Annotated in this window: 15 protein-coding genes, 2 tRNA genes and 1 other RNA gene; 16 read left to right on the top strand and 2 right to left on the bottom strand. The window is 40.5% G+C overall.

The genetic code is table 11. The annotated features are described in order from the left end of the window. Positions 1-367: 367 nt before the first annotated feature. A complete protein-coding gene (eda, locus tag L877_RS0106325) occupies positions 368-1,330 on the bottom strand; it encodes a bifunctional 4-hydroxy-2-oxoglutarate aldolase/2-dehydro-3-deoxy-phosphogluconate aldolase (RefSeq protein ID WP_026835359.1) in 963 nt (320 codons plus the stop codon). Between the two features lie 203 nt (positions 1,331-1,533). Here eda and L877_RS0106330 point away from each other — a divergent pair, with 203 nt between their 5' ends. From L877_RS0106330 to L877_RS0106375, 10 genes are all read left to right on the top strand, one after another. Further along, entirely contained in the window at positions 1,534-4,062 is a 2,529-nt protein-coding gene (locus L877_RS0106330) for a cysteine peptidase family C39 domain-containing protein (RefSeq protein ID WP_026835360.1), read from the top strand. 105 nt (positions 4,063-4,167) lie between these two features. After that, positions 4,168-4,239: transfer RNA gene (locus L877_RS0106335), tRNA-Glu, on the top strand. 67 nt (positions 4,240-4,306) lie between these two features. Beyond that, positions 4,307-4,377 (top strand) — tRNA-Cys (locus tag L877_RS0106340). A 64-nt stretch (positions 4,378-4,441) separates the two neighbouring features. Next, positions 4,442-5,434: a L,D-transpeptidase gene (locus tag L877_RS12450; protein WP_051437717.1), complete on the top strand. Its 993-nt coding sequence runs from the start codon at positions 4,442-4,444 to the stop codon at positions 5,432-5,434. 23 nt (positions 5,435-5,457) lie between these two features. Then, entirely contained in the window at positions 5,458-7,863 is a 2,406-nt protein-coding gene (gene leuS / locus L877_RS0106350) for a leucine--tRNA ligase (RefSeq protein ID WP_034785266.1), read from the top strand. A 64-nt stretch (positions 7,864-7,927) separates the two neighbouring features. Continuing rightward, positions 7,928-8,839 (top strand): D-alanyl-D-alanine carboxypeptidase family protein, encoded by a 912-nt coding sequence (locus L877_RS0106355; RefSeq protein WP_026835362.1) that lies wholly within the window; start codon positions 7,928-7,930, stop codon positions 8,837-8,839. Positions 8,840-9,030: 191 nt separating this feature from the next. Beyond that, entirely contained in the window at positions 9,031-11,598 is a 2,568-nt protein-coding gene (locus L877_RS12455) for a hypothetical protein (RefSeq protein ID WP_034785267.1), read from the top strand. Positions 11,599-11,763: 165 nt separating this feature from the next. After that, positions 11,764-12,513 carry a hypothetical protein gene (locus L877_RS0106365; RefSeq protein ID WP_026835363.1) on the top strand — a complete coding sequence of 250 codons (750 nt, stop codon included), beginning with the start codon at positions 11,764-11,766 and terminating at the stop codon, positions 12,511-12,513. 26 nt (positions 12,514-12,539) lie between these two features. Then, on the top strand, positions 12,540-13,760 hold the full coding sequence (locus L877_RS0106370; RefSeq protein WP_026835364.1) for an acyltransferase family protein: 1,221 nt from the start codon (positions 12,540-12,542) through the stop codon (positions 13,758-13,760). Between the two features lie 2 nt (positions 13,761-13,762). Further along, positions 13,763-14,887 (top strand): hypothetical protein, encoded by a 1,125-nt coding sequence (locus L877_RS0106375; protein WP_026835365.1) that lies wholly within the window; start codon positions 13,763-13,765, stop codon positions 14,885-14,887. Positions 14,888-14,909: 22 nt separating this feature from the next. Here the strand turns inward: L877_RS0106375 and L877_RS0106380 are convergent, their stop codons facing one another. Continuing rightward, positions 14,910-16,724 (bottom strand): flagellar hook-length control protein FliK, encoded by a 1,815-nt coding sequence (locus tag L877_RS0106380; RefSeq protein ID WP_026835366.1) that lies wholly within the window; start codon positions 16,722-16,724, stop codon positions 14,910-14,912. A 1,229-nt stretch (positions 16,725-17,953) separates the two neighbouring features. Between L877_RS0106380 and ffs the strand changes: the two genes are divergently transcribed. The 6 genes from ffs (at position 17,954) to L877_RS0106405 (ending at position 24,635) form a co-directional block, all read left to right on the top strand. Continuing rightward, positions 17,954-18,216: signal recognition particle sRNA large type (gene ffs, locus L877_RS13885), an RNA gene on the top strand. A 61-nt stretch (positions 18,217-18,277) separates the two neighbouring features. After that, positions 18,278-20,515 carry a hypothetical protein gene (locus L877_RS0106385; RefSeq protein WP_026835367.1) on the top strand — a complete coding sequence of 746 codons (2,238 nt, stop codon included), beginning with the start codon at positions 18,278-18,280 and terminating at the stop codon, positions 20,513-20,515. Between the two features lie 10 nt (positions 20,516-20,525). Continuing rightward, a complete protein-coding gene (locus L877_RS0106390) occupies positions 20,526-21,092 on the top strand; it encodes a flavin reductase family protein (protein WP_026835368.1) in 567 nt (188 codons plus the stop codon). A gap of 94 nt (positions 21,093-21,186) precedes the next feature. After that, positions 21,187-22,485 carry a UDP-N-acetylglucosamine 1-carboxyvinyltransferase gene (locus L877_RS0106395; protein ID WP_026835369.1) on the top strand — a complete coding sequence of 433 codons (1,299 nt, stop codon included), beginning with the start codon at positions 21,187-21,189 and terminating at the stop codon, positions 22,483-22,485. A 92-nt stretch (positions 22,486-22,577) separates the two neighbouring features. Then, a complete protein-coding gene (locus L877_RS0106400) occupies positions 22,578-23,504 on the top strand; it encodes an AAA family ATPase (protein ID WP_026835370.1) in 927 nt (308 codons plus the stop codon). 33 nt (positions 23,505-23,537) lie between these two features. Next, positions 23,538-24,635 carry a DUF58 domain-containing protein gene (locus L877_RS0106405; RefSeq protein ID WP_026835371.1) on the top strand — a complete coding sequence of 366 codons (1,098 nt, stop codon included), beginning with the start codon at positions 23,538-23,540 and terminating at the stop codon, positions 24,633-24,635. The last annotated feature ends 5 nt before the right edge of the window (positions 24,636-24,640 follow it).

Raw genomic sequence — 24,640 nt, forward strand, 5'->3', positions numbered from 1 at the left:
CCCCAGTTCCCCCTCAGTACGGCTAGATTTCTTCTTCTCGCCATTCTAGCCGTACTAACCACCAAAACCACCGCATCACCCTCTCCCCCGCCAGCTCTCACGGCCCTTCCTCCCCCGATATAAACTTCATAACAAAATACAAAATGGCAGAACTGGGACACATTTATTTCCTTTGAGAGCCGCATAAATTTTAAAAAGTTAAAATGGCTTTTCAACAGGGCTTAGATAAGTGCGCCTTTTTCTGGAATACATGCTTGTTATCAAAAAAATTAGGATAATTCCCTTGATTTTAGACTAAAAAAGGAGCTGCACACTAACGATTTTTAATCGTTAATGCGACAGCCCCTTATATATAAGAATAATAGTATTAGTTGAGTGTTAGATGTACATCGAATCCGCCGAAGCTTTCCTTGAAATAAATAAATGTCAAAACACCTTTTTCATTGTACTCGGCTGAGTCCATGTCAAATTCTATACCCTGTTCACTCAAGTGATAAACAGCTCTCTCGACTGAATTACATCCTACGGCAATATGACCCATCTTACCGCGACCCTGCATCTTCATAACCTCGATGCCCTCGCCACAGAAGAATGACTTTGGACGTTCATCTTTGGCAAATCCGAAGATATTACAGAAAGCATTAGCTGTTGTTGTTGCAGCAGCTTCATTTTCTGAGTTAATTCCTATGTGCTTGATTCTGAATCCAAGCATATTTTTTACAGCTTCTTTAGTGAGTTCTGTTATCTCATCAAATTTTCCGGCGTCAACAAGTGCTGAGCTAACCATCCAACTACCGCCACATGCGATAATCCTGTCATAGGCAAGATACTCGTTGAGATTTCCGGCGTTGATGCCTCCGGTTGGCATGAATTTCATATTTACATATGGAGCAGCCATAGACTTTATGAGTTTGAGCCCCCCGATTGCCTCGGCAGGAAATACTTTTACTACATCAAGGCCAAGTGCAATTGCCTGCTCGATATCGCTTGGATTGGCACAGCCCGGTGTTACAGGGATTCCCTTGTCAACGCAGTACTTAACAACCTCAGGATTGAGACCTGGGCTTACGATAAACTTGGCACCTGCATTTACGGCTCGATCAACCTGCTCTGTTGTCAAAACAGTTCCGGCTCCTACAAACATCTGTGGGAATTCCTGGGACATAATCCTAATTGCTTCTTCGGCACATGCTGTTCTAAATGTAACCTCTGCGCAAGGAAGCCCTCCGGCACAAAGAGCCTCTGCAAGAGGTCTTGCATCTTCAATCTTATTGAGTGCAACAACTGGTACAATACCGATTTTAGATAGTTTTACTAAAGTTTCATTCATATTAATATCCATCCTTTCGGTTTTTCAAACGAAAAACTTTTATTCAACAAATATTATTATAAACCTTTTAAAAAATAAGTCAATAATGACATTGGAGAAACTGTGTTTTTCTAGTCACTTTACAAATCCGATTTCATGAAGTATAATGAAGGATGTTCACTACCGCGTTTTTCTGCGGAATATTTTACAAAGGAAATGATAAAATGTTTAAGTATATATATAGAACAATTGTGTTGCTGGTTGTTTTTGCAGTGGCACTGTTTATCTTTGGAAGTCAGCTCAAAAGCGAGATTCACAATGAGGGGGAGAAAGTCGTTGTGGGAAGCGAGAGCTTGCCATATATGACGCTTAATTCCCAGGGACAAGAGATGAATATACTATATGGTTACAATGGTCCGCTGGACAGCGATATTGTCAGAGAGTCTATTACGCCAATCGACAACAGTAGAACGATCAAGGTCAGCTTTAAGGGCGGTGATATAGGTATCGTGAAGCTCCAGTATGATGTGATAGACAAGAATACGGAAGAGGTTCTCTATACCAATACTCTCAATTCTATGCCAAAGGAAAATGTTCCGCTGGATATTTTACTTGACTATCATTTTATGACAAGTACAGAGTACATTCTTTCCTTTACTGCGGTCACCGATCAGGGAAGAAAAGTGCACTACTTTACAAGATTGAAGTACTATCAGGAAAACTCTAATTTGGCTGGAAAGGTCAAATTTGTCATGGATTTTCATGAGAATACTTTTTCCAAGGGAAAGCAGGAGGAAATTGCCAAGTATTTGGAGACCGATGGTAGTGTGGCGGATAATAATTTAGCTCATGTGACCATCAAGTCGGGAAGCGAGATTGTGACATGGGGGAAACTTTCGCCCAACAAACTTTCCAGCGTTGTTCCTACGATAAAAGAGTACAATATGGAGACGGCATGCGTGGAGTTATCGTATTTTGTGGAGGGCAATACCAATACAGGAAAGCAGAAGTTCCGCGTAAATGAATTCTATAGAATAAGATATGCACATGGCAAGGCTTATCTTCTGAACTTCGACAGAACTATGAATGCCATGTTTGATCCGAAGATGACCAAAGCTAACAGTGGGCTGTTAAAGATTGGTATAACTCCGGAGAGTGGAGCGGGTGTCATGGCATCGCCAAATACGAAGGAAGTATACTTCGTTCATGATGCCAATTTGTATTGCTATAGCATGGACAAAAAGGTCAATAAAATAAGAAAGATTTATTCGGCATTTAGCGAGAAAGTACAGTATGAATATATGCTTGAGAGTGTGCAAAATATAAGGCTTTTGGACGTTGATGATAATGGGGATTTGACATTTGTGGCATATGGATACTTCCCTCGTGGTCAGTATGAGGGGAAGGTTGCCATTATTCTCTATAAGTATGACAGAGAAGATGGAATTCTCAATGAGCTTATATATCTGCCGATTGATACAACATATCAGCAGCTAAATCAAGACTTTATGAACTATAGTTATATAAGTGAGAAGAATATCTATTACTTTGCCATAGGAAATAATGTTTACTCATATAATATTGAGGCAAGAAGACTTGTCAAAATAGTGGAAGGTGTGACTGACAAGGGATTTAAGGTGATTGAGGCAAACCATTGCTTTGTGTGGTCTTCAGATCCAAAGGCTGGATATGGTGACAATATAACTGTATTTGATCTCGATACTGAGAAGAAGACCATCATAGAGAAGAAGGGCAGTGAAGAATATATTCGCCTAATGGGAGTGATTAATGAGGATATTGTCTATGGTTATGTGAAAAAAGATGATATCTCGACTACGAAGGCCGGAACGCCTCTGATACCTTGTTATGAGATGGATATAGCCAACAAGGATGGCAAGGTATCTAAGTGCTATAACAAGGCCGGAAGATATATAACAGAAGTTAAGTCTGAGGGAAATGTTATGACACTTTATAGTGCCAAGAAGATTGGAAAGGGAAGATTTAAGACTGTTTCAGATGACAGTATCTTGAATCAGAACAAAGAAAAAGGTTCCGCATATTATATGAAGAGCGGAGCGTCATCTATGTCCCTGACAGAGTGGTATATAGGTTTTCCTGCGGGATTTGTATTTGAAAAAACACCGGACTATGAGGTGGCTGAGGATGTTACCATTACGGTGGGCAAGGCTGTTCACTTGGGAGAATCTTCATCTGAGAAGTATTATGTCTATGCATTTGGACGTATTACAGGGGCATATGAGAGCCCTGCAGAAGCTATCAAAGTTGCGGATTCTCAGATGGGAGTTGTGATATCTAATTCGCATCGTATTGTATGGGAGAGAAGTGGAAGTTTTCTCAAGAATTCCGTTGCCGGAATAGAGATGATTAAAGTCCAGAATAGAGTGTCAAATAGTGCGGCATGTGCAGCTATGGTTTTGAAGGCGAACCATTTTAACGTCAATCCTGAGAATATGACCGAGAGAAATAATACGATGTTACAGATGTTGAAAACATATATGAGCGAGCCTGTGGACCTTACAGGTCTCACATTGGAGCAGGCGCTATACTTTGTCAGCAACAGTAAATATGTGATTGCCGTTATTAATAATAATAGGCAAGTGGTTATTAGCGGTTATGATACCAAGACGGTGACATATTATGATCCTGTTGAGGGTAAAGTTAAGACAACATCAAGGGATGGCTTTGAAAAGAGTCTCAAAAATTCGGGCAGAGTAATGGTAAGTTACCTGTGATTTTTCCGCTTTCCCAGACAAATGTAAGGGCACTCTGGAATAATATGAAAAAAGTTCTTGCATTGTTTGGGAAAGTATGATATATTAGATAATGCTGAGTGTATTGGCCCCTTGGTCAAGCGGTTAAGACATCGCCCTTTCACGGCGGTAACACGGGTTCGATTCCCGTAGGGGTCATTTAGTGTAGAAATTTTGTTTTTGCACTTGCAATTTATTTTCAATTATGTTATAATTCGATTTGCACGGCGACATAGCCAAGTGGTAAGGCGTGGGTCTGCAACACCCTGATCACCAGTTCGAATCTGGTTGTCGCCTCTTAAGCCTTAGGTATTACCTAAGGCTTTTCATTGTATATTGACAATATTCGAAGGAGTTTTGTATGAGAGTTAACAGAGGATTATATGTGGCAGTATTCTTGCTTTTTGCAGCCTTTATGCTGTGGGCTCCGAGAGTGGAAGCTGCTTCACAGTACAAGATTAAGATTAATAAGCAAAAGAATACAGTAACAGTATATGAAAAAATGGATGGAAAATACAAAGCAGTAAAAGCTTTTATATGCTCCACTGGTGATAATACCCCTATCGGAACATTTTCCCTTCAAGAAAGATATAAGTGGCATGCATTGGTACAGTCTATGTACGGGCAGTACTGTGTGAGAATCACGGGACATATTCTATTTCATTCCGTGCCATATTCTAGGATGAATCCCGCAAAGATGTATGCGGCTGAGTTTAATAAGTTGGGGAAGAAGGCTAGTCACGGCTGTATTAGATTGACTGTTAAGGATTCGAGATGGATATATAAAAATTGTCCTCGAGGAACTAAGATAGTCATATATAATGGCAAGAAAGCGGGGCCACTGGGAAAACCTGCGATGGTAAAACTTCCTGTCAAGAAGAAGTATTCCTATGATCCGACTGACAAGTGGTATCCGAAGAATCCATATAATAATAAAAAGCCAACTATAAAGGGTGCTAAGAAGAAGACAATCCAGCAGGGAGATGCTGATTATGATATTTTGTCAGGCATCAAGGTAAAGAATAGTGTTGGAAAGAATGCCAAAAAATTATTGCAGGTGACAGTTAAGTATAGGCCTGATAAGAAGACACCGTATGAAGTGACCAATGCTGTTGATACGGATATAGTTGGATATTATAAGGTTACTTATAAGATAATAGATCAGCTTGGCAAGACTGCTAAAGTTACCGTGGTCCACCGAGTTGTTAAGTCTAAGAATGATGAAGATAGCGGGAATGTGGTTAGTCCGCCGGCACTATCGAGACTTGGCACCGGTATGGATATGCATTTAATGAATTTTGATATTTATAAAGAATATATAATGGAACCGGAAAGGAGCGGACTATTTATCTAATAAATAATAGTCATGTGAGATTTATGAAGAGTTATAATCCTAAGGAAATAGAAAAGAAATGGCAGAAAATCTGGGAGGACAACAAGGCATTTGCGGCTACTGAAGATTATTCAAAGCCAAAGTATTATGCGTTGGTAGAATTCCCATATCCATCGGGACAGGGACTTCATGTGGGGCATCCAAGACCATATACTGCATTGGACATTGTGGCGAGAAAGAGAAGAATGCAGGGATATAACGTGCTTTATCCTATGGGATGGGATGCATTTGGACTTCCTACAGAGAATTATGCTATTAAGAATAAGATTCATCCAAGAGAAGTTACAAAGAACAATGTAGCTAGGTTCAAGGCACAGCTTCAGGCTTTGGGATATTCCTTTGATTGGGATAGAGAGGTCAATACAACGGATCCTGAGTACTACAAGTGGACTCAGTGGATTTTCCTCAAGTTGTTTAAGAAGGGACTTGCATATAAGTCAGAGATGCCTATTAACTGGTGTACTTCATGTAAGTGTGGACTCGCCAACGAAGAGGTTGTCAACGGTGTCTGCGAGAGATGTGGAAGCGAAGTTGTGAGAAAGGTTAAGAGCCAGTGGATGCTCAAGATCACAAAGTACGCTGACAGATTGATTGATGATTTGGCAGATGTTGATTATATCGAGCGCGTTAAAGTTTCACAGAAGAACTGGATTGGTCGCTCACATGGTGCAGAAGTTGACTTCTCAATTAAAGATAAAGAAGAGAAGCTTAGAATATATACTACAAGACCTGATACACTGTTTGGTGTTACATATATGGTTGTATCACCTGAGCATCCTTATCTTGACAAGTATAAAGATGAGATTGCCAACTGGGATGAGATAGTAGCTTATCGCGAGGCGGCTGCCAGAAAGTCTGATTTTGAGAGAACTGAGCTTGCCAAGGATAAGACTGGTGTAGAGATTCAGGGGCTTACAGCCATTAACCCTGTAAATGATCAGGAGATTCCAATCTGGGTTTCTGATTATGTACTTATGAGCTATGGAACCGGTGCGATTATGGCCGTGCCTGCTCATGACGACCGCGACTGGGAATTTGCCAAGAAGTTTGACATTCCTATCGTAGAGGTTATCGAGGGAGGAAATGTGGAAGAGGCTGCATTTACAGATGTTCAGACAGGAACACTTGTAAACTCTGGTTTTATAACCGGTTTGTCAGTAGAAGAAGCCAAGAAAAAGATTACAGAGTGGCTTCAGGAGAAGAAGATTGGAGAGGCTAAGACAAACTTCAAGTTGCGTGACTGGGTATTTTCCAGACAGCGTTACTGGGGAGAACCTATTCCAATTGTAAAATGCGAGAAATGTGGATACGTGCCTGTTCCTGAAGAGGAACTTCCACTTCAGTTGCCGGAGGTTGACAACTACGAGCCAACGGATAACGGTGAGTCTCCACTTGCAAAGATTGAGGATTGGGTAAATACTACATGTCCATGTTGTGGAGGAAAAGCAGTTAGAGAGACTGATACGATGCCACAGTGGGCCGGATCATCATGGTATTTCTTAAGATATATCGATCCTACTAATAAAGAGGCACTTGCAAGCAAGGAAGCGCTTGAGTATTGGCTTCCTGTTGATTGGTATAACGGTGGTATGGAGCATACTACACTTCACTTGTTATATTCAAGATTTTGGCATAAGTTCCTCTTTGATGAGGGCGTTGTTCCAACTAAGGAGCCATATCAGAAGAGAACTAGTCATGGAATGATTCTCGGTGAGAACGGCGAGAAGATGAGTAAGTCACGTGGAAACGTAGTTAATCCGGACGATATCGTAAATGACTACGGTGCAGATACACTTCGTACATATGAGATGTTTATCGGAACATTTGACGCGGCAGCAGCTTGGTCAGAGGACGGAGTTAAGGGATGTAGACGTTTCCTTGAGAGAGTGTGGAAGCTTCAAGAGCTTGTTGTAGACGGGGATGAGTATACAAAGGATCTTGAAACAAAGATTCATCAGACAATCAAGAAGGTCAGCAATGACTTCGAGACCCTTAAGTACAATACAGCTATTGCTGCCATGATGGCACTTATCAATGACTTCTACAAGGCTGAGAAGATTACCAAGGCTGACTTCAAGACATTGATTACACTTCTCAATCCGGTTGCGCCACATATCACAGAAGAGCTGTGGGAGATATTTGGATTTGAGGGAAGAATCTATGAGACTAGCTGGCCAGAGTATGATGAAGCTAAGACAGTTGAGAAGGTTCAGGAAATCGCAGTGCAGATTAATGGTAAGGTTCGTGCAACAGTGGGACTTGCTATTGATGCTGACAAGGATACAGCACTTGCTGCCGGTAAGGAAGCTGCGGCTAGATGGATTGAGGGCAAAGATCTTGTCAAAGAAATCTATGTGCCTGGAAGAATTATCAATATTGTTGTAAAATAATTAATATAATTATACATGGATACCTGCTGTGACTTGGTTGCAGCAGGTATTTTCGGAGGTTTATATGCGATTAAGAAGAATAGAAAAGAGTTTGGCTAGAAGAGTAGCTGCCGTTGCTCTTAGTATGATGATAGCAACCAGTGCTATGAATGGGGAATGCACGGTTGATGCCAAGAAGAAGATGACGGTGGCAGATATAAAGGCTTCATATGTAGTGGCGGATGCTACCACAGGTGAGATTTTAGCTACTCACAAAGCCGGTAAGAAGGTATATCCCGCCAGCACAACTAAAGTTCTTACTATATGTACGATACTTGAGAGGATGAAGGCCAAGGGAATAAAGAAAAATGACTATGTGAAGATTACCAAGAAGATGATAAAAAGTGTTCCTTCGGGAAGTAAGTGTGCATACATTCGCAAGGGAAAAAAGTATACTTACAGGGACCTTATCGGACTTGTTATGGTAGTTTCTGCGGCAGATGCGGTTCAAGCACTTAACAAAGCACTTTACAAGAGTAACAAGGCATTTACGAAAGATATGAACCGTGTGGCAGCTAAGATAGGTATGTCTAAATCTCATTTTGACAATGGAATCGGGCTTGATAAGGGAAATGGCTACAATAATATATATACAACAGCCGATGATATGATGAAGCTTGAGATTTATGCCAGCAACAATCATCAGTTAATCAATACTATGGCAAAGAAGAAGCGAATCAAGGTTTATGATAAGTCGAGAAAAGCATGCCATGTATTTAGGAGCACCAATCTTTTTTATCGCGGTTTTAAATACAGCAAGAAAAGATATAAAGTAGTGGGAATGAAGACCGGATATACAAGTGTAGCCAAGCACACTCTTCTTACTAAGACAGAGGCGGTCCTTGCCGATAGAAGCTTGTTAGTTGCAGTGTTCAATATCGGAAAAAAAGAAAATGTATATAAGGATACAAAGCTTTTATTAGATATGTATTCGTGAAAATTGTCTTACGAACGACGTGAGTAAGACCAGCGATATGCGATTCCGATAAAAAATAGTCCGCAGGTGATGAGTAATCTGATCCTGCGGACTATTTAGTCTGTTTGGATGATGACAAACTCCATATAAATAGTATAATTGGGTATTGTAGTGTACTATGTTTAAGTATAGAATGCTTTAAGGAGGCAAATATGATAAGAAGAAGTAGAATAATATCTATGTTGCTAGCATTTGTTATGGTTTTATCCACCGTTTTTGCAGGATATGTGCCATCGGTAAGTGCTAAAACTAATTATGCACCAATTGAGTTTGCGACAGTATCATTTGTAGAAGATGATGCTATGCAAGTATCTCGTGATGCCAACAATAATTGTTTTTTTGTTGGGCAGACTGTTGAAATTGAGAATATATTGGATGAAGCGACAAATGTTGTGGATTTCGATGATGTTAATATTAAATGGGTTACATATGGGGCTGACAGTTATCAGGTTGTAGGAGAGGGAAAAAAGATTACAATCTTACCTGAATTGGCAGGAAAGGCGTTAACGGCAATGATAACACCAAAAGATGGCACTCCATATGGATATGGTATTTGTGCTGGTCTTAGTTCTACGTCAACTATATATGGTGTTGATGAAAGAAGTATTGTTGCTGCTATTGCTAATGTAGCGACACCAGTGAGAAATCAAGATTTAATAAGTGGAGAAATGGATGTTAAAGAATTTCATGTATATAAGACTGCAAGTCTTGCTAAGATTAAGACAACGCTAGGCGAGTACAACGGCAAGGAGATTTTAGATGCAGGTTTTAAGGTTAAGTGGCAAAAGTATAATGGGCAAGCATGGAATGATGTAGAGGGAGCTAATGGTCTGAGTTACACATTTGCTCTATCAGATTGGTTTGAAGTGTATAGAGTGGTTGTTGAATCAGATACACATTATGGTACTTCACCAGAGACGACAAGAATCGGAATATGTTCAGATGGATCATTGCTTTATGTGGATGCAGAGGGTTCATATTCTGTAGGTCAGCATCCGGATAGAGGACCACTAGATACTGATGAGGGGTATAACGGCTCAACAGTTTATGGTCCGGAAATTACATCAGCTACAATAGTTCCTGGTGAGTTTAGAGCTAGGGAGACAGTTAGGATTTCTGAGATAAAGGCAGGTGATTATGAGCTTGATCTTGCTGCGCATCCAGATGCTTTCAATGTAGTATGGCAGGTTTGGGATGAGAAAAATGGCTGGAGAGATGTAGCTGTAAATCCAGATACTTATTCAACTAGGTTCATATATGGCTTTTCAAAGGATGATATTGGAAAATACTACAGAGCTTTGATTGATGTTTATTATCCGGTTAATTCAAATCAGATAATATGGGGAAGGATATATGTAGATGCTGAAGGATCGGTAGTGGCTAGTAAAAGTGACGATATGGATTCTCCACGACTTGATGAAAATAATCCGACTATTAGTACTATAGAGGGGCGTAATGGTTCTATCGTCAAGGGACCTAGAGAACTTATCATATCGGGTAAACTTGATAAGGAAAACTTCTATCCTGGCGAGACGGTCACAATAACAGAGATTAGGACAGAGTCAAAAAGTATAGAAGTAAATGATACTAATGCGGACTATCAGTGGCAGAAGTATAATCCAGAAAGTAAAAGATGGGATGATATAGATGCTGCTACAGGATATACATACACACCAAGTAATAATGATGAGGGTTCATATATTCGTGTAAGAATCATAGGTAAAGGTGACTACTATGGAGAAGTATACGTAGATGCATCAGGATCATTCAGTCGCGATGACAACGCAAATGATCCAGTAAATAGACGAGTTGTATCAATACCTCCAGAAGATCCTGATAATAGAGATGGTTTGAGAGGAACGCCGGTTGAGAAAAAATCAGAGCCAATAGCAACGCCGACAGCAGCGCCAACAGTGGCACCTACAGAAACACCGACGGCAACTCCAACGGTGGCCCCTACAGAGGATCCTAATTCTGGGGCAACAGCTACACCGGATGCTACTGCAAGTTCAAGCAGTGTGGCTACCAGTGTTCCGACAGTAGCGCCAACAGGAAATCCTAATGGTCAGTCGGCAAAGGCTACATCATCACCTACTAAGACTCCTGGAAAGACTTACGTTCCTGGAAAGCGAATTTCTGAGGATTCCATAGAGCTATATATTCCTACAATTACAGGAAAGAAGAACATGGGATTCAATAAAAAATTCCAGATAAAACTTCTCAATACCAAGGGATGTAAGGTATATTGTCAATCAAGCAATAAGAAGATTGCAACAATTAATAAAAAGGGTCTGGTTAAGTCCAAGAAGAAAAAGGGCAAGGCTAAACTTATCATAAATGTTGAGAAGGGAAGCTTAAAAGTACAGTATATTATTAATGTATATGTTAAAAAGCGAGTTCCTAAGAACTACAGCTTAATTAGATTTGTAACTTCATATAAGGGACCTAGCGTTAGCTTGTACAAGCGAATCCCTATGGGCAAATCCTTCAAAGTTACATTGAAACATATTGCCAAGGGAGCTAAGCTTTCATTTGTATCGAGCAATAAGAAAGTTGCAACAGTCAATAAGAAGGGAAAAATCAAACCTAAGAAGGTTGGTAAGAGTATAATTACAATTACTGCTGAGGAAGAGGGAGTAATCTATAAGTATTATGTTGTTGCACGAGTTACAAAAAATGGAGTGGAATCTAAGACAGATTACCTCAAGGTAATTAAGTAGTAGAAAGTTGTTAGTTTTATATGATAAATTAGATCTAAAGGACTGTCGTATTGAGATGGTCTGAATAAAATAGGTGACCAACCGACTTGAGACGCAATGTTTTTTCATTGGAGTTTCTCGCTGGTTGGTCATTATTTGCAGATTTTGGTAAGGGGAGAAGAGAAAATGAAAAAAATAGTTATAATTATATCGGTAATTATCATTATCACGTTTGGCTTATTGCTAGTTGTAAAAAATCTAGAGTCCACTGTTACGGAATGTCCTGATAAAGTGGAGATGATGCAGTGGAACAAGGGCCGGGAGTACAACGGCATTTTGGAAACAAAGCTTGACGGGAAAGTAAATTATTCAGATGATGGTGCCACAGGTCCATTGGCATATTTTAATTCGCCATTAACGCTTGAGGATATGGTTTCTGCAAATTCAAAAATATATGCAGGCAAGCTTGCGGAAGGGACAGATAGAGAAAAAGATATTTTCTTGTATGATAATAGTCTGTATGCCTTGGAGAAGAGTAAGGATGAAAAGCAGGAAAATGGAGATTATGTATTCTATAATTTGTCAGCTTCTGCGGAGTATAAAATTGACAGAGTTTGGTTTCCTATGCCTGTAAAACTTGCTTTCGATGCAGATATATATCAGTTGCATCTTGACCATAATGATTGTCTTACCAAAGATTTATTTGCATATTCTTTTGAAGAATTGTGTGATTTTTATGGAAAGTTAGATGATAAAACAGTTTCAATTGATAAAGAAAATCAGATTATAAGGTGTGATGGTTGTAGTCAGGGTGATCAAAAGATAATTAAAGATTTCTTGACTATAGATTACGGTAAAAAAACTGTAATGACATACTTTAATAAAAAACAAGCTTATGTTTGGGAAACTGATAAGTTTTACAAGAAAGATATTTAATATTAACTAGGAATTGGAGTATTTATATGATTTCTATATGTGTTTATATTTTATTTGCTGCCATTATAGTTCTAGGAGGCAAATTTGCGGGTTTTAAAAAAGATCAATTTCATGAAGATTACTTAAGTATCGACGTGACCAAATGTATTTGTGGTGCAGCGGCAATTGGTGTAATACTACATCATATTTCCTTGGTTACCTCCTTTCAAAGCAATGGAATTATGTCGTTATTCGGCGACCAGGGGCCTAAACTTGTCGGAATATTTTTCTTTTGTTCAGGGTATGGTCTCATCAAAAGTATGAAGAAAAAGGAGAATTATTTCAAAGGCTTTATAAAGAATAGATTAATTCTTACAATAACAATTCCGTTTTATATCAATGTGATTATTTACGGGATTTGTTATGCCATAGCTGGAATTGAAAAGTCAGCCATTCAATGGATTACCAACTTCTTTGGGCTGACAATGATGAATGAATACGCTTGGTTTCCAATTGTAATAAGTGTGATGTATATAAGTTTTTATGTTGTGTTTAAAAAGGCAAGAAATATTGATGTGGCCATAATTATTATGGCGATAATTGTCATATTACAGATTGTCTTGTGGAGTGTAAATGGTCACTTCGCTTGGTGGGCAGGAGAAGACAATTGGTGGATGGATGAAGGCGCATTAGACCGTGCTGAGTGGTGGAAACAGATGAATGTAATGCTATACTCGGGCCAATGGTGGACTAACTCATTGGTCGGTATGATTATAGGATTTATATATGCCCAACATGAGGCCACCTTAAGCAAGTTCTTCAAAAAAATATACTGGCTAAAATTAATAGTATTGATTGCTTTATGGAGGATAGCTCACCTCGTATACACAATTACAGTATCAAAAGGTGGATATTACACCGAGTTTAATGGAAATGGTCCGGGGATAAAAGATAAACTGGTGACAACGGGAATACAGAGCGCTGATGTGATTTGCTTTTTATTTGTTGTGGCAGTGGTCTTGATGAAAATTAAACCTGGTAATTTTGTGCTTAGATTTATGGGGAAATTTTCTCTTCATACATATCTTATGAACTTGATAATTATTCAGATGTTTACATATATGGTAGAGGGATTTGACGGATCTGGGATGGGTGTTAAAGACAGTAAATATGTGCTATTTATTGTTATTATTCTCGTTGGATCCGTGGTTGCCGGAGTGATAGAATCTTATATATGTGAGGGTGTAAAGAAATTGATAAGGAGATAAAAATGAAAAAAATAATACCAGTAATAATAGTTGTAGTTATAGCATCAGTTGTACTTATATACAATTTTGCTTCACATAGACAATCTGGATCCAAGTATGCATCTGAGGGGCCTGTGACTGAGACAAGTAGTCTTGAAAGAAAAGAATACAAGGATCCTGTAAAGATCAAGGATATTTCACAGACTAAACAAATAAAGGTCTGCTCGGTAGATATGAAAGGAGATCCGGAGTACTATTCGCCTGACAAAAGTGAAGAGGGTGTAAATTTTTTGACGGATCTTAGTTTTAAAGAAATAGCAGAGAGTAATGTAGAAGGCTATGTGGGACCCTATAAATACGTGGCAAAAGGAAATGTAGAAAGAAAAGATGGAATGGTATTCTTTGTTGACAACAACTATTACCATATTTTAAAGGTAATGGGTGGGGCATATTCATGTGAGCTATTGGCTTCTGAGTTCAAGTATAAGGATGGATTTGTCAGAATATTTACGCCTATGAGTGGAGAGTTAAATTGGGCTGGAATGTATCCATTTCTAGGGCTTAAAGTCGATGCATTGCCTTGGATTAATCTTTATTCGACGGAAGAAATTTTAGAGTTTTATGGTAGATTGTCTCCTAAAATGTGCAAGGTAAATGAAGAAGAACAGACTGTGTTGCTAAATGGCTATTATTTTTATACAGATGAAGATGCAAATAGTGTTGTGGATTTAGTAAAAGATGTTGCGTTGATTGACTGCAAGAATAAGCGCATTTACTTAGCGATGCCAAAGAATAAGATAAATGTATTCGAGAGAAGAGCACATTATACTCTTGATAATCCGGATGGAAAACCTATGAATGATGATTCTTTGAAAGTGATGAAGTCGGAGAAGAAGAGTATATGGTGTAAGGATTTTAGTATGAGTGAGGATGGAATGTGGGAATGCGAGAAGAAAAAATATGGTTTTATGACAACAATAACATACGTAGATGAGAAAGATCCGTTTAACAAAAAACCACAGTTTATTCTTCTATCCAAAAGTGATTCCATAAGTCCAACTTATGAGGAATGTGAGAATAGTTACGCTTTAGGCAAGGCGACAGATGATTATGTTGTTGTATCTAAGGATAGTACAATATACAGATAAAGAAGTCGTATTGTCAGAGGGATTATGCCCTTAAATCAAAGTTGTATCTAGAAATGTTGCCCACTGGAGCGTCTTTCTCGATAAAATCTTTGACAATATCAATTTGCTTCTCCTTATCCAAAAATTCAGAAGTGAATGCATAACCTTGGTTATTAATAGCATCTTTGAGCATTTCAATATTGCGTTCTAACAGAGCTTTTGCTGAATTGTTATCAACATAAAACTTTGTTGCAATATTGGTATGCTCTTTTGTTATATGTATATCAAGCTGCCCGAGGGAGTCCATTTCAAGGTGAAGTAAAACTTTGAGATTGTCTGGAGATTGCTTGATAGAATTCTTTTTGGTCATCACATAGAGATCTCCATGGGCGTTATTTTCAGACAGTTTTAGTGGCAATTGCAAGTAGGCAAATTGCTCGTTTAACTGTTGCATAAATTGAATATTACTTTGCATATCAGAGGTGTTTAATACAACTTTGTCGCCAGATCCTTGGGCAGCAAATAGTTTTCCAAGATTTCCCAAACTATCCAATTGGGCATTAATTCTTGTATATAGTTGCTCTATGCTACCTTCTTCCTTTAGACCGGCTGGAGATAAAGTCCAACCAGTTAGGAATTGTCCCTTTAGTATTTTTTTCAAAGCAGGTGAGTCTATAATTGCTTTTAGTTGCTCATTAGAGCTAGCATCGATAAGCCCGCGAATATTTGTCAAAACTTCTCTTGCGGTCATAGAACCATCTCGTAGCCCCTTGGTTATTTCTTGACTGAGCCCTTGAGATTCTAATGTATCGGCCAAATCTGCCCTTTCTGTTTCAGACAGAATAAAGCCCGCTTGTTCTCTTATAAAACTTGTTGTTTGCTGTTCGTCGCCTCTTAGGCTTGACATTGCCCTGTCAGTGATATCAGTAAAAAGTTGCTTCACTCGGTTAAAAGGGGAGTTGCCGGTTTCCTTGTTGGATAGAGCGACTTCATCTTCGGATCCCATGAGTGGTTCTTCGCTATCTAATAAAGCTTGTTCTAGGGTTTCTGCCTCATCTGGATTTGTGGCGGATAGAACATTTTCATCGGAGATAAGTGTTTGTGTTTCTGTTAGCGCCATAGAGTCAGTGACTTTACTTGTGGCGAGGTTGAATTCCTCAAGAGATGGGAGCGAATCTAGAGCAATATCGATTGTATCTGTTAACGCGCGTCTTGCCATATCGGGATCAGAGCTTGCAAGATCAGATATCATGGAATTGACGGAATCTGCTAGTGTGTCCATGCGATTTACGAGCTGATGAGTTTGGTTGGCATATTGGTCGAATTGAGTGACACTTGCCTTGTCCATAGGAAAACCAAGACGATTGGCAGTGATGACTGAATTGACATCTGCATCCGGATATCGGGCACATAGTTGAAGATTGTTCATGATATTCTCGCGACTGATAGATTGCTGGTTGTTAAGAAGGCTTTTTACTACATCGAAGTTTCTGACGGTCTTTGGAAGACCAGCTTCTTCAAGAGCCTGCTCAATAGTGTCATCCATTCCAAGTAGGTAGGCATCACTCATTGATTTCATATAAATAGTTCCTGCATCAGAGCCTGTTATTATAAAAGCGGCTTTTTGCCCAATTGAATACCTTGAGGCATCGCCCAGTTTGCCAGTAAAAGAAGAACCATCATCCATAGTGATGGTTATCTCATTTCCATGGACATCACTAACAACACCCCGAAGCGTATCACCGTCTCGGAATGACAGAGTTGTATTGCCGGTGCGAACAGTTCGTCTAGTAGCAGTTGTGCTTAATCCACTATTCCCGCCACCGTTGTTTTGAATGTTGTTGCTCATTATTGCCATGGACCATGCCTCCTATGTTTAGAATTATATTTATTTTAGCACATATTTGTGGAAAATAAAAGACTATTAGTGGGTGGGGCATGCCTATATGAAAAAACAGGGTTTGGCATGCCCGCGGAGCGACTTGCTCCGTTCCCAAGCTAGCCACGGGGCATGCCTATATGAAAAAGCTTGATTTGGCATGCCCGCGGAGCGACTTGCTTTGTTCCCAAGTGAGCTACGGGGCATGCCTATATGAAAAAGCTTGATTTGGCATGCCCCCAGAGGGATTTGCTCCGTTCCCAAGTGAGCCACGGGGCATGCCTATGTGAAAAAAGAGGGTTTGGCATGCCCCCGGAGCGTCTTGCTCCGTTCCCAAGCTAGCCACGGGGCATGCCTATATGAAAAAGCGAGATTTGGCATGCCCCTGAAGCGACTTGCTTTGTTCCCAAGTGAGCTACGGGGCATGCCTATATGAAAAATCAGGATTTGGCATGCCCCCGAAGCGACTTGCTCCGTTCCCAAGCTAGCTACGGGGCATGCCTATGTGAAAAAAGAGGGTTTGGCATGCCCCCAGAGGGATTTGCTCCACTCCCAAGTGAGCTACGGGGCATGCCTATGTGAAAAAGAAGGGTTTGGCATGCCCGCGGAGCGTCTTGCTCCGTTCCCAAGCTAGCCACGGGGCATGCCTATATGAAAAAGCGAGATTTGGCATGCCCCTGAAGCGACTTGCTCTGCTCTCAAGTGAGCCACGGGGCATGCCTATATAAAAAAGTTTGATTTGGCATGCCCCTGAAGCGTCTTGCTCCGTTCCCAAGCGAGCTACGGGGCATGCCTATGTGAAAAAAGAGGGTTTGGCATGCCCCCAGAGGGATTTGCTCCACTCCCAAGTGAGCTACGGGGCATGCCTATATGAAAAAGAAGGGTTTGGCATGCCCGCGGAGCGACTTGCTCTGCTCTCAAGTGAGCCACGGGGCATGCCTATGTGAAAAAAGAGGGTTTGGCATGCCCCCAGAGGGACTTGCTCCGTTCCCAAGCGAGCTACGGGGCATGCCTATGTGAAAAAGCGAGATTTGGCATGCCCCCAGAGGGATTTGCTCCACTCCCAAGTGAGCTACGGGGCATGCCTATATGAAAAATCAGGATTTGGCATGCCCCGAGAGGGGGAAAGCCAAAAAACATCTTGACATGCCCCTAAAAAAAAGCTATACTTAACATGTGTGCCTATGCGCAGTATAAAGTTAATATTTCCGCGCAGCCGGGGAGTTAGCGGTGCCCTGTATCTGCAATCCGCTATAGCAGAGGTGTTGTCTTGCCTCGGGTTATCTGATAAAGAGCTGCCCTCTATAAGTGGCGTTGACGTTTGGGTCTTGCGCAACAAAAACTTGTGAACCGTGTCAGGTCAGGAATGAAGCAGCACTAAGCAATAATTTTTGTGTGTCGCGAGGTTGCCTGAATCGAGTTAACTGTAGAGGTAACGTCTTATGACGGTAATTCAAAGCGAGATGCGCGGATTTATATATATGTAGTATGATGTTATAAGTAGGGATTAATGAAGAAATGGTGGTATATCTATGACTAAGCGAGAGATTGCTTCAAAGTGTCTACAAATCCGTGATATGATTAATAGTAATCAATATCTAAAGGCGATGGAGGAAATTGAGCATCTAGATTTTTCACTCATTCCATCAATTAGAGATATCTATGATTATGCAGATATATTTATGAAGGCCGAGAGGCTTGATATTGCAAAAGAATTATATTATACAGTTTATCGTCGCAGGTCTACTCGTCAGTCTTTGCGACGCCTTCTTATGCTTGTAATAAGGATGGATGATTTAGAAGAAGCTAGAGAGCTTCTTTTGGCATATGAGATTATTTGTGGTGAATCTGTTGATACATATGAGATGAAGTATCGTCTTGCAAAAGCTGAAGGAAGGTCTAGAACATATCTGATTGAAATATTAGAGGAATTAAATAGCCAAGAATATACTGAAGAATGGGGATATCAGCTTGCAACTCTCTATGAGATGGAGGGGATGCGTGAGAAGTGTATTGATGAATGTGAAAAGCTCAAGCTTTGGTTTGGTTATGGAAATATCATTGATAAGGCTGACGAACTTCGTGAACGCTGTATGAGTCCATATTGGGAGAAACCGGAGGAAAGAGATATTCCGGAACCAATTCGTCCGGATTATAGCAGTTTATATACAAATGTCACACCGGTTGCTACAGTTAAAGTCAAAGAAATCACAGGTAATGAGATGGATGAACCAGAAGAGCCTGTGAAGAAAGATGTTATATATGATGACTCCATAATTGGAGATATTTCTCGTTCGCTTGCTCAGAGAGAACTTGAAGCGGAGAGAAGGATAAAAGAAGAATCTTCAGAGGAGCCGGAAGAAGTCGCAGAAGAAGTGACAGAGGAGCCGGAAGAAGCTACAGAAGAAGTAGTAGAGGAGCCGGAAGAAGAGGCTACAGAAGAAGTGACAGAGGAGCCGGAAGAAGAAGCTACAGAAGAAGTGACAGAGGAGCCGGAAGAAGAAGCTATAGAAGAAGTAGAAGAAGTAGCAGAAGAACCGGAAGAAGTGGCAGAGGAACCAGTCGAGGAACCTGCTGATGAGCAGAATATTTTCGCGACAGATAGCGAGAATCCTTTTGAATTCGACCTTCCTGAAGAGAAGAAGTCGGATGTTATAGTAGATGAGAGCGTTGCCATAGAGGAAGAGGAGCCTGAAGAGAAGAAAAAACCTAAGAAAGGTTTCTTGTCCAAGTTTGTCAATCTCTTTAAAGTTGATTTGGATGAGGAGGACGACGAAGAGGACTCAGAAGAAGATATAGAGGACACCAGACGAGTGGAGACACTTGAAGATGTGGCAATAGAGTCAGAAGAACAGCCAACAGAAGAACCGGAGGAAGAGGATACTCCTGTCGAGGATGCAAAGCCAGAGGTGAATGGCGTAGAGATGCATAAGACAGGAAAAGTTCCGGTGATTGAGAATGAGATTGAGGCTGAAAGGATGCCGGTTAGACACAATCCGGTTGTGTTTGGCGAAAATAACGAAGCTGGCAGGATGAAAACTATCGATGACAACAAGAGTCAGCGAGAGCTTGATACATACAAGCAACAGTCCACAGCTGAGATTGATGTGCAAGCCATACTTGCAGGTGAGGTTCAGGGAGTTATGGACAGCGCCAAGAAGAGTCAGAAGAAGAGAAAGGATAACATCGAATCTCTTGATGACACTCTTAGCAAAATTGGTAATACCGGTAAAGTTGAGTCATTGGATGCCACTCTTGATCTTGAGAAAAAGATGAGAGAGAAGGGGCTTAGAATGGAAGCTCCAAAGCCTGCGGTGCCTGAAAATGTTCCGGAGGAGATTTCTGAGAATGGCATTATATATAGGACTCTTAAGAATACAATTTATAAGTTTAGAAGTGAAGATAAGACGATTCACTTTGCACTAGCCGGTGGCGGTGAGGGTATCTCTCTTGCAGTTGCCAAGAGACTTTTCAAGGAAATGCGAAAGCTTAACTACTTTACGGAAGCTAAGTATCTTGGAAAGGTGGATGGTGAGAAGATTGATACAATTGACCTCATGGAGTGGGCTGAGAAGTTCATTGGAGGATGTATGTATATCAACAATGCACCGTCTATGTCAGTGCAAGGTATCGCGAATCTCATTAAGATGATGGACAGCTACAACCGTCAGATTGTGGTTATACTTGCAGGAGACGATAAGGAAATCGAAGATTTTCTTGTTACCAACAAGGAACTTGAGACGAGAATAACATACAAGGTAAAGTTATAAGGTGTCTGTTATGAGTAAAGATATATGGAAACCCGGCAATATGCTCTATCCAATTCCCGTGGTTATGGTGAGTTGTGGTAGTGAAAATGCCAGAAATAATATAATTACGGTAGCATGGGCGGGGACGATTTGTTCTGATCCTGCGATGGTGTCGATATCGGTTAGACCGGAGAGACATTCCTATAATATTATTCGCGAGAGTGGGGAATTTGTAATAAATCTCGTGACAAAGGATCTTGCATATGCTACGGATTGGTGTGGCGTCAAGAGTGGACGCGATGTGGATAAGTTTGAGAAGCTGAATTTGACAGCTGGAAAGGCCAATGCTCTCGAGTATGCGCCGATTATAGTTGAGAGTCCGGTGAATATTGAGTGCAAGGTCAAGGATGTTTTGGAACTTGGGTCACACCATATGTTTGTTGCAGAGGTTAAAAGTGTTCAAGTAAGTGGGGAACATATGAATGAGACCGGCAAGTTTGAGTTTAACAAACTCGGGCCTGTTGCCTATTCTCATGGAGAGTACTTTGAACTTGGCGAGAAACTTGGTAAATTCGGGTATTCTGTGAAGAAAAAATAATATTATATTTTTGTTCCATTCCCGAAATAGTTGTGATATACTATCTAGTAGAGGGTTTTTAGAAAATAGTTTAGTGTTTGGAGAGAAAATAACTATGAAACAATACATGATTAAAGGTGGACAGCCACTTAGAGGAGAAGTTCAGATTGGCGGGGCTAAGAATGCAGCATTGGGGATTATCGTTGCAGCAATCATGGCGGATGAACCTGTCGTAATTGACAATCTTCCACAAGTGGATGATGTCAAAGTCCTGCTGGACGCTCTCGATGGCATAGGTGCAAAGGTAGAGCACCTAGATGAGAACACAGTTAGAATCGATGGCTCTACAGTGAGCGATGTAATTGTTGATGACGAATATATAAGAAAGATTAGAGGGTCTTATTATCTTGTTGGGGCCCTTCTTGGAAAATACAAAAAAGCAGTAGTAGCTCTTCCGGGTGGATGCCAGATTGGAAGTCGTCCAATCGACCAGCACATCAAGGGCTTTGAGCAGTTGGGTGCTAAGGTTACTATTCACAATGGTATGATAGATGCGATTGCAGAGAATCTCGAGGGAAGTCATATTTATCTTGACTGTCCAAGTGTTGGAGCTACAATCAACATTATGATGGTTGCAGCGCTTTCAAATGGCAAGACTATTATCGAAAATCCTGCGAAGGAGCCACACATCGTAGATGTGGCCAACTTCCTCAACAGTATGGGAGCTAATATCAAGGGAGCTGGTACGGATGCTATCCGAATTCGTGGAGTTGAGAAGCTTCACGGAAGTGAGTATTCGATTATTCCAGATCAGATTGAGGCCGGAACATTTATGTTAGCGGCAGCTGCAACTGGTGGGGATGTATATATTAAGAATGTAATTCCTAAGCACTTGGAGGCTATAACAGCTAAGCTTACTGAGATTGGTGCTAAGGTTAGAGAATATGACGATTATGTACATGTAGTTGCGGACAAGAGACTTGGATATGCCAATGTCAAGACAATGCCATATCCGGGATTTCCTACGGATATGCAGCCACAGATGACAACTCTTCTCGCATTATCAGAGGGAGTTAGTATTGTCACAGAGACTATTTTCGAGACAAGATTTAAGTATATTGCAGAGCTCAGAAGGATGGGGGCAAACTTCAATGTGGAGGGTAATGCAGCTATCGTTACCGGTGTAGAGAAGCTCACGGGTGCCGACGTTGTTGCGCCAGACTTGAGAGCGGGAGCGGCTCTTGTAATTGCCGGTCTTGCAGCTGAGGGAATAACTGTCATTGATCAGATTCATTATATCGAGAGAGGATATGAGAAGTTTGATGAGAAGCTCAGAAACTTGGGTGCTATCATCGAAGTCGGTGATTCTGATGATGAGAGAGAGCTTCAAAAGTTTAGATTTAAAGTAGGTTGAAGCAAATATAATTAGAAAGTAATAACGAAGAACATATGCAATCCCCACCTAATTTCAGGTGGGGCTTGTACTTAATATTAGGAGGATTTACGATGCAGGGAAATGCTAGATTGGTACTTGAAGAGGTAGGTAAGGTTATTAAGGGAAAGGATGAAGCCATCGAACTCGTTATGTCATCTATCTTGGCAAGAGGTCACATCCTTATCGAGGATATTCCCGGAGTAGGTAAGACCACACTTGCGGTAGCTTTTTCACGTGCAATGGAGTTGACAGAGCGAAGATTGCAGTTTACACCAGATGTTTTGCCTAGTGATGTTGTGGGATTTAACATGCTTGATGTAGACGGAGAAATGGTCTACAAGCCGGGAGCAATACTGTGTAATCTTTTGCTAGCAGATGAGATTAACCGTACATCGACCAAGACTCAGTCAGCGCTCTTGGAGGTAATGGAAGAGGGGCAGGTTACAGTAGATGGTGTGACAAGACAGCTTCCAAATCCTTTTATCGTTGTGGCGACACAGAATCCTGTGGGTTCCGCGGGAACACAGATGCTTCCTGAGTCACAGCTTGATAGATTTATGATTCGAATTTCTATGGGTTATCCGACTATGGAAGAGGAGATGCGCCTTATACAGGAGCGTCAGGATGTGAATCCTCTCGACTATATTCAAGAAATCATATCCAAAGAAGAGCTTATAACTATGCAGGAGCAGGTTCGTTCTGTATATGTGGATGAGCGAATTCTCAAGTATTTGTCAGAGATTGTGGACAAAACTAGAAATCATGCTATGCTTTCACTGGGAGTAAGCCCTCGTGGAACATTGGCTTTTGTAGATATGTCAAAGGGACATGCATTCTTGCAGGGAAGAGATCACGTGCTTCCTGAGGATATAAAGAAAGTAGCTAAGTCTGTACTTTCACACAGACTTTTGCTCAATGGTAAGGCTAGAATGAATCATGTAACAGAGGATGACATAGTTGAGGAAATCTTGGATAAGGTTCAGGCACCTAGATTGTAAGATTTGATGAATATATACGGATAGGAGTTTATCATGACGCTGGGAACGATTATGTATGTCGTCACGCTGTTGATATCGGCGGCGATATTTCTTATAGATCTTTCATATGGAACAGTTGCGATTATGGGAACATTGCTTGTTCTCCCTATTGTCATGCTTATTTTTCTTATTATTCTTAGAGTTAATACCAAAGTTACAGTAGAATGTAAAAACCCACTTGCAGAAAAAAATACCATGGATGAACATGCCAAAGTCACCATAATTATGAATGTTGAAAATAGATGCAAATTTCTTCCGATTCAGAAGGGAATAGCAAGTGTTAGCTATTTTAATAAGTTCACAGGTGAGAAGGGAAAGCTAAAGGTTAGATTTTCTGTAGATGCGGGAAAGACCAGAAGTAGGCGTATTGTCATTGATGCATTGCACTGTGGAACGGTGGCAGTATCAGTTGATAGAGTAAAAATATATGACTATTTTAGCATCTTTGCAATGACAGTTGGCAAGAAATTCGAAAAGCAATATGTGCTTGTTATGCCTCCTGTCAAGGATATGTATATCGATAAAGATAAGTGGTATCAGAGAAATAACTTGGAAAGTGATAGATTCTCTCTTTACAAGAAGGGTGATGATCCATCTGAGATTTTCAATGTCCGAGATTTTGAGGATGGCGATAGCTTCCATAGAATTCATTGGAAACTCAGTAGTAAAGTTGGACACTATATGGTAAAAGAGGGAAGTTTGCCACTATCAAAACTGGTAACAATATTTATTGATTTATGTGTCAAGAATGAGCAAGAGTCTGATTTGCTTGTTCAGGGACTGTATTCTATTGCCATGAGATTCTTGGAAAATGCTGTTCCAATCGAGTTTATATGGTATGATTACGAGATTGATATTATCAAAGAGTTTAAGATTGAGTCGGAGGAAGAGTTGTTCTGGACATTTGAGGAACTCTTTAAGAGCCTTGTGTCTGAAGATCCGGAGGAATTGTCATCAGCCCTTGCGGATTGGGACAATGGAAGGGCTAAGGATACAGCTATGTATGTAACTGTAGTTGATCATGATGAGCATGAGTTAGACCATCTTACATTGGGTGAGATTGAAGTTATTGACATGAGAGAGGAGCATTAGTTCAC

The organism is Eubacterium xylanophilum ATCC 35991 (genome assembly GCF_000518685.1).
GTDB lineage: Bacteria > Bacillota > Clostridia > Lachnospirales > Lachnospiraceae > Eubacterium_F > Eubacterium_F xylanophilum.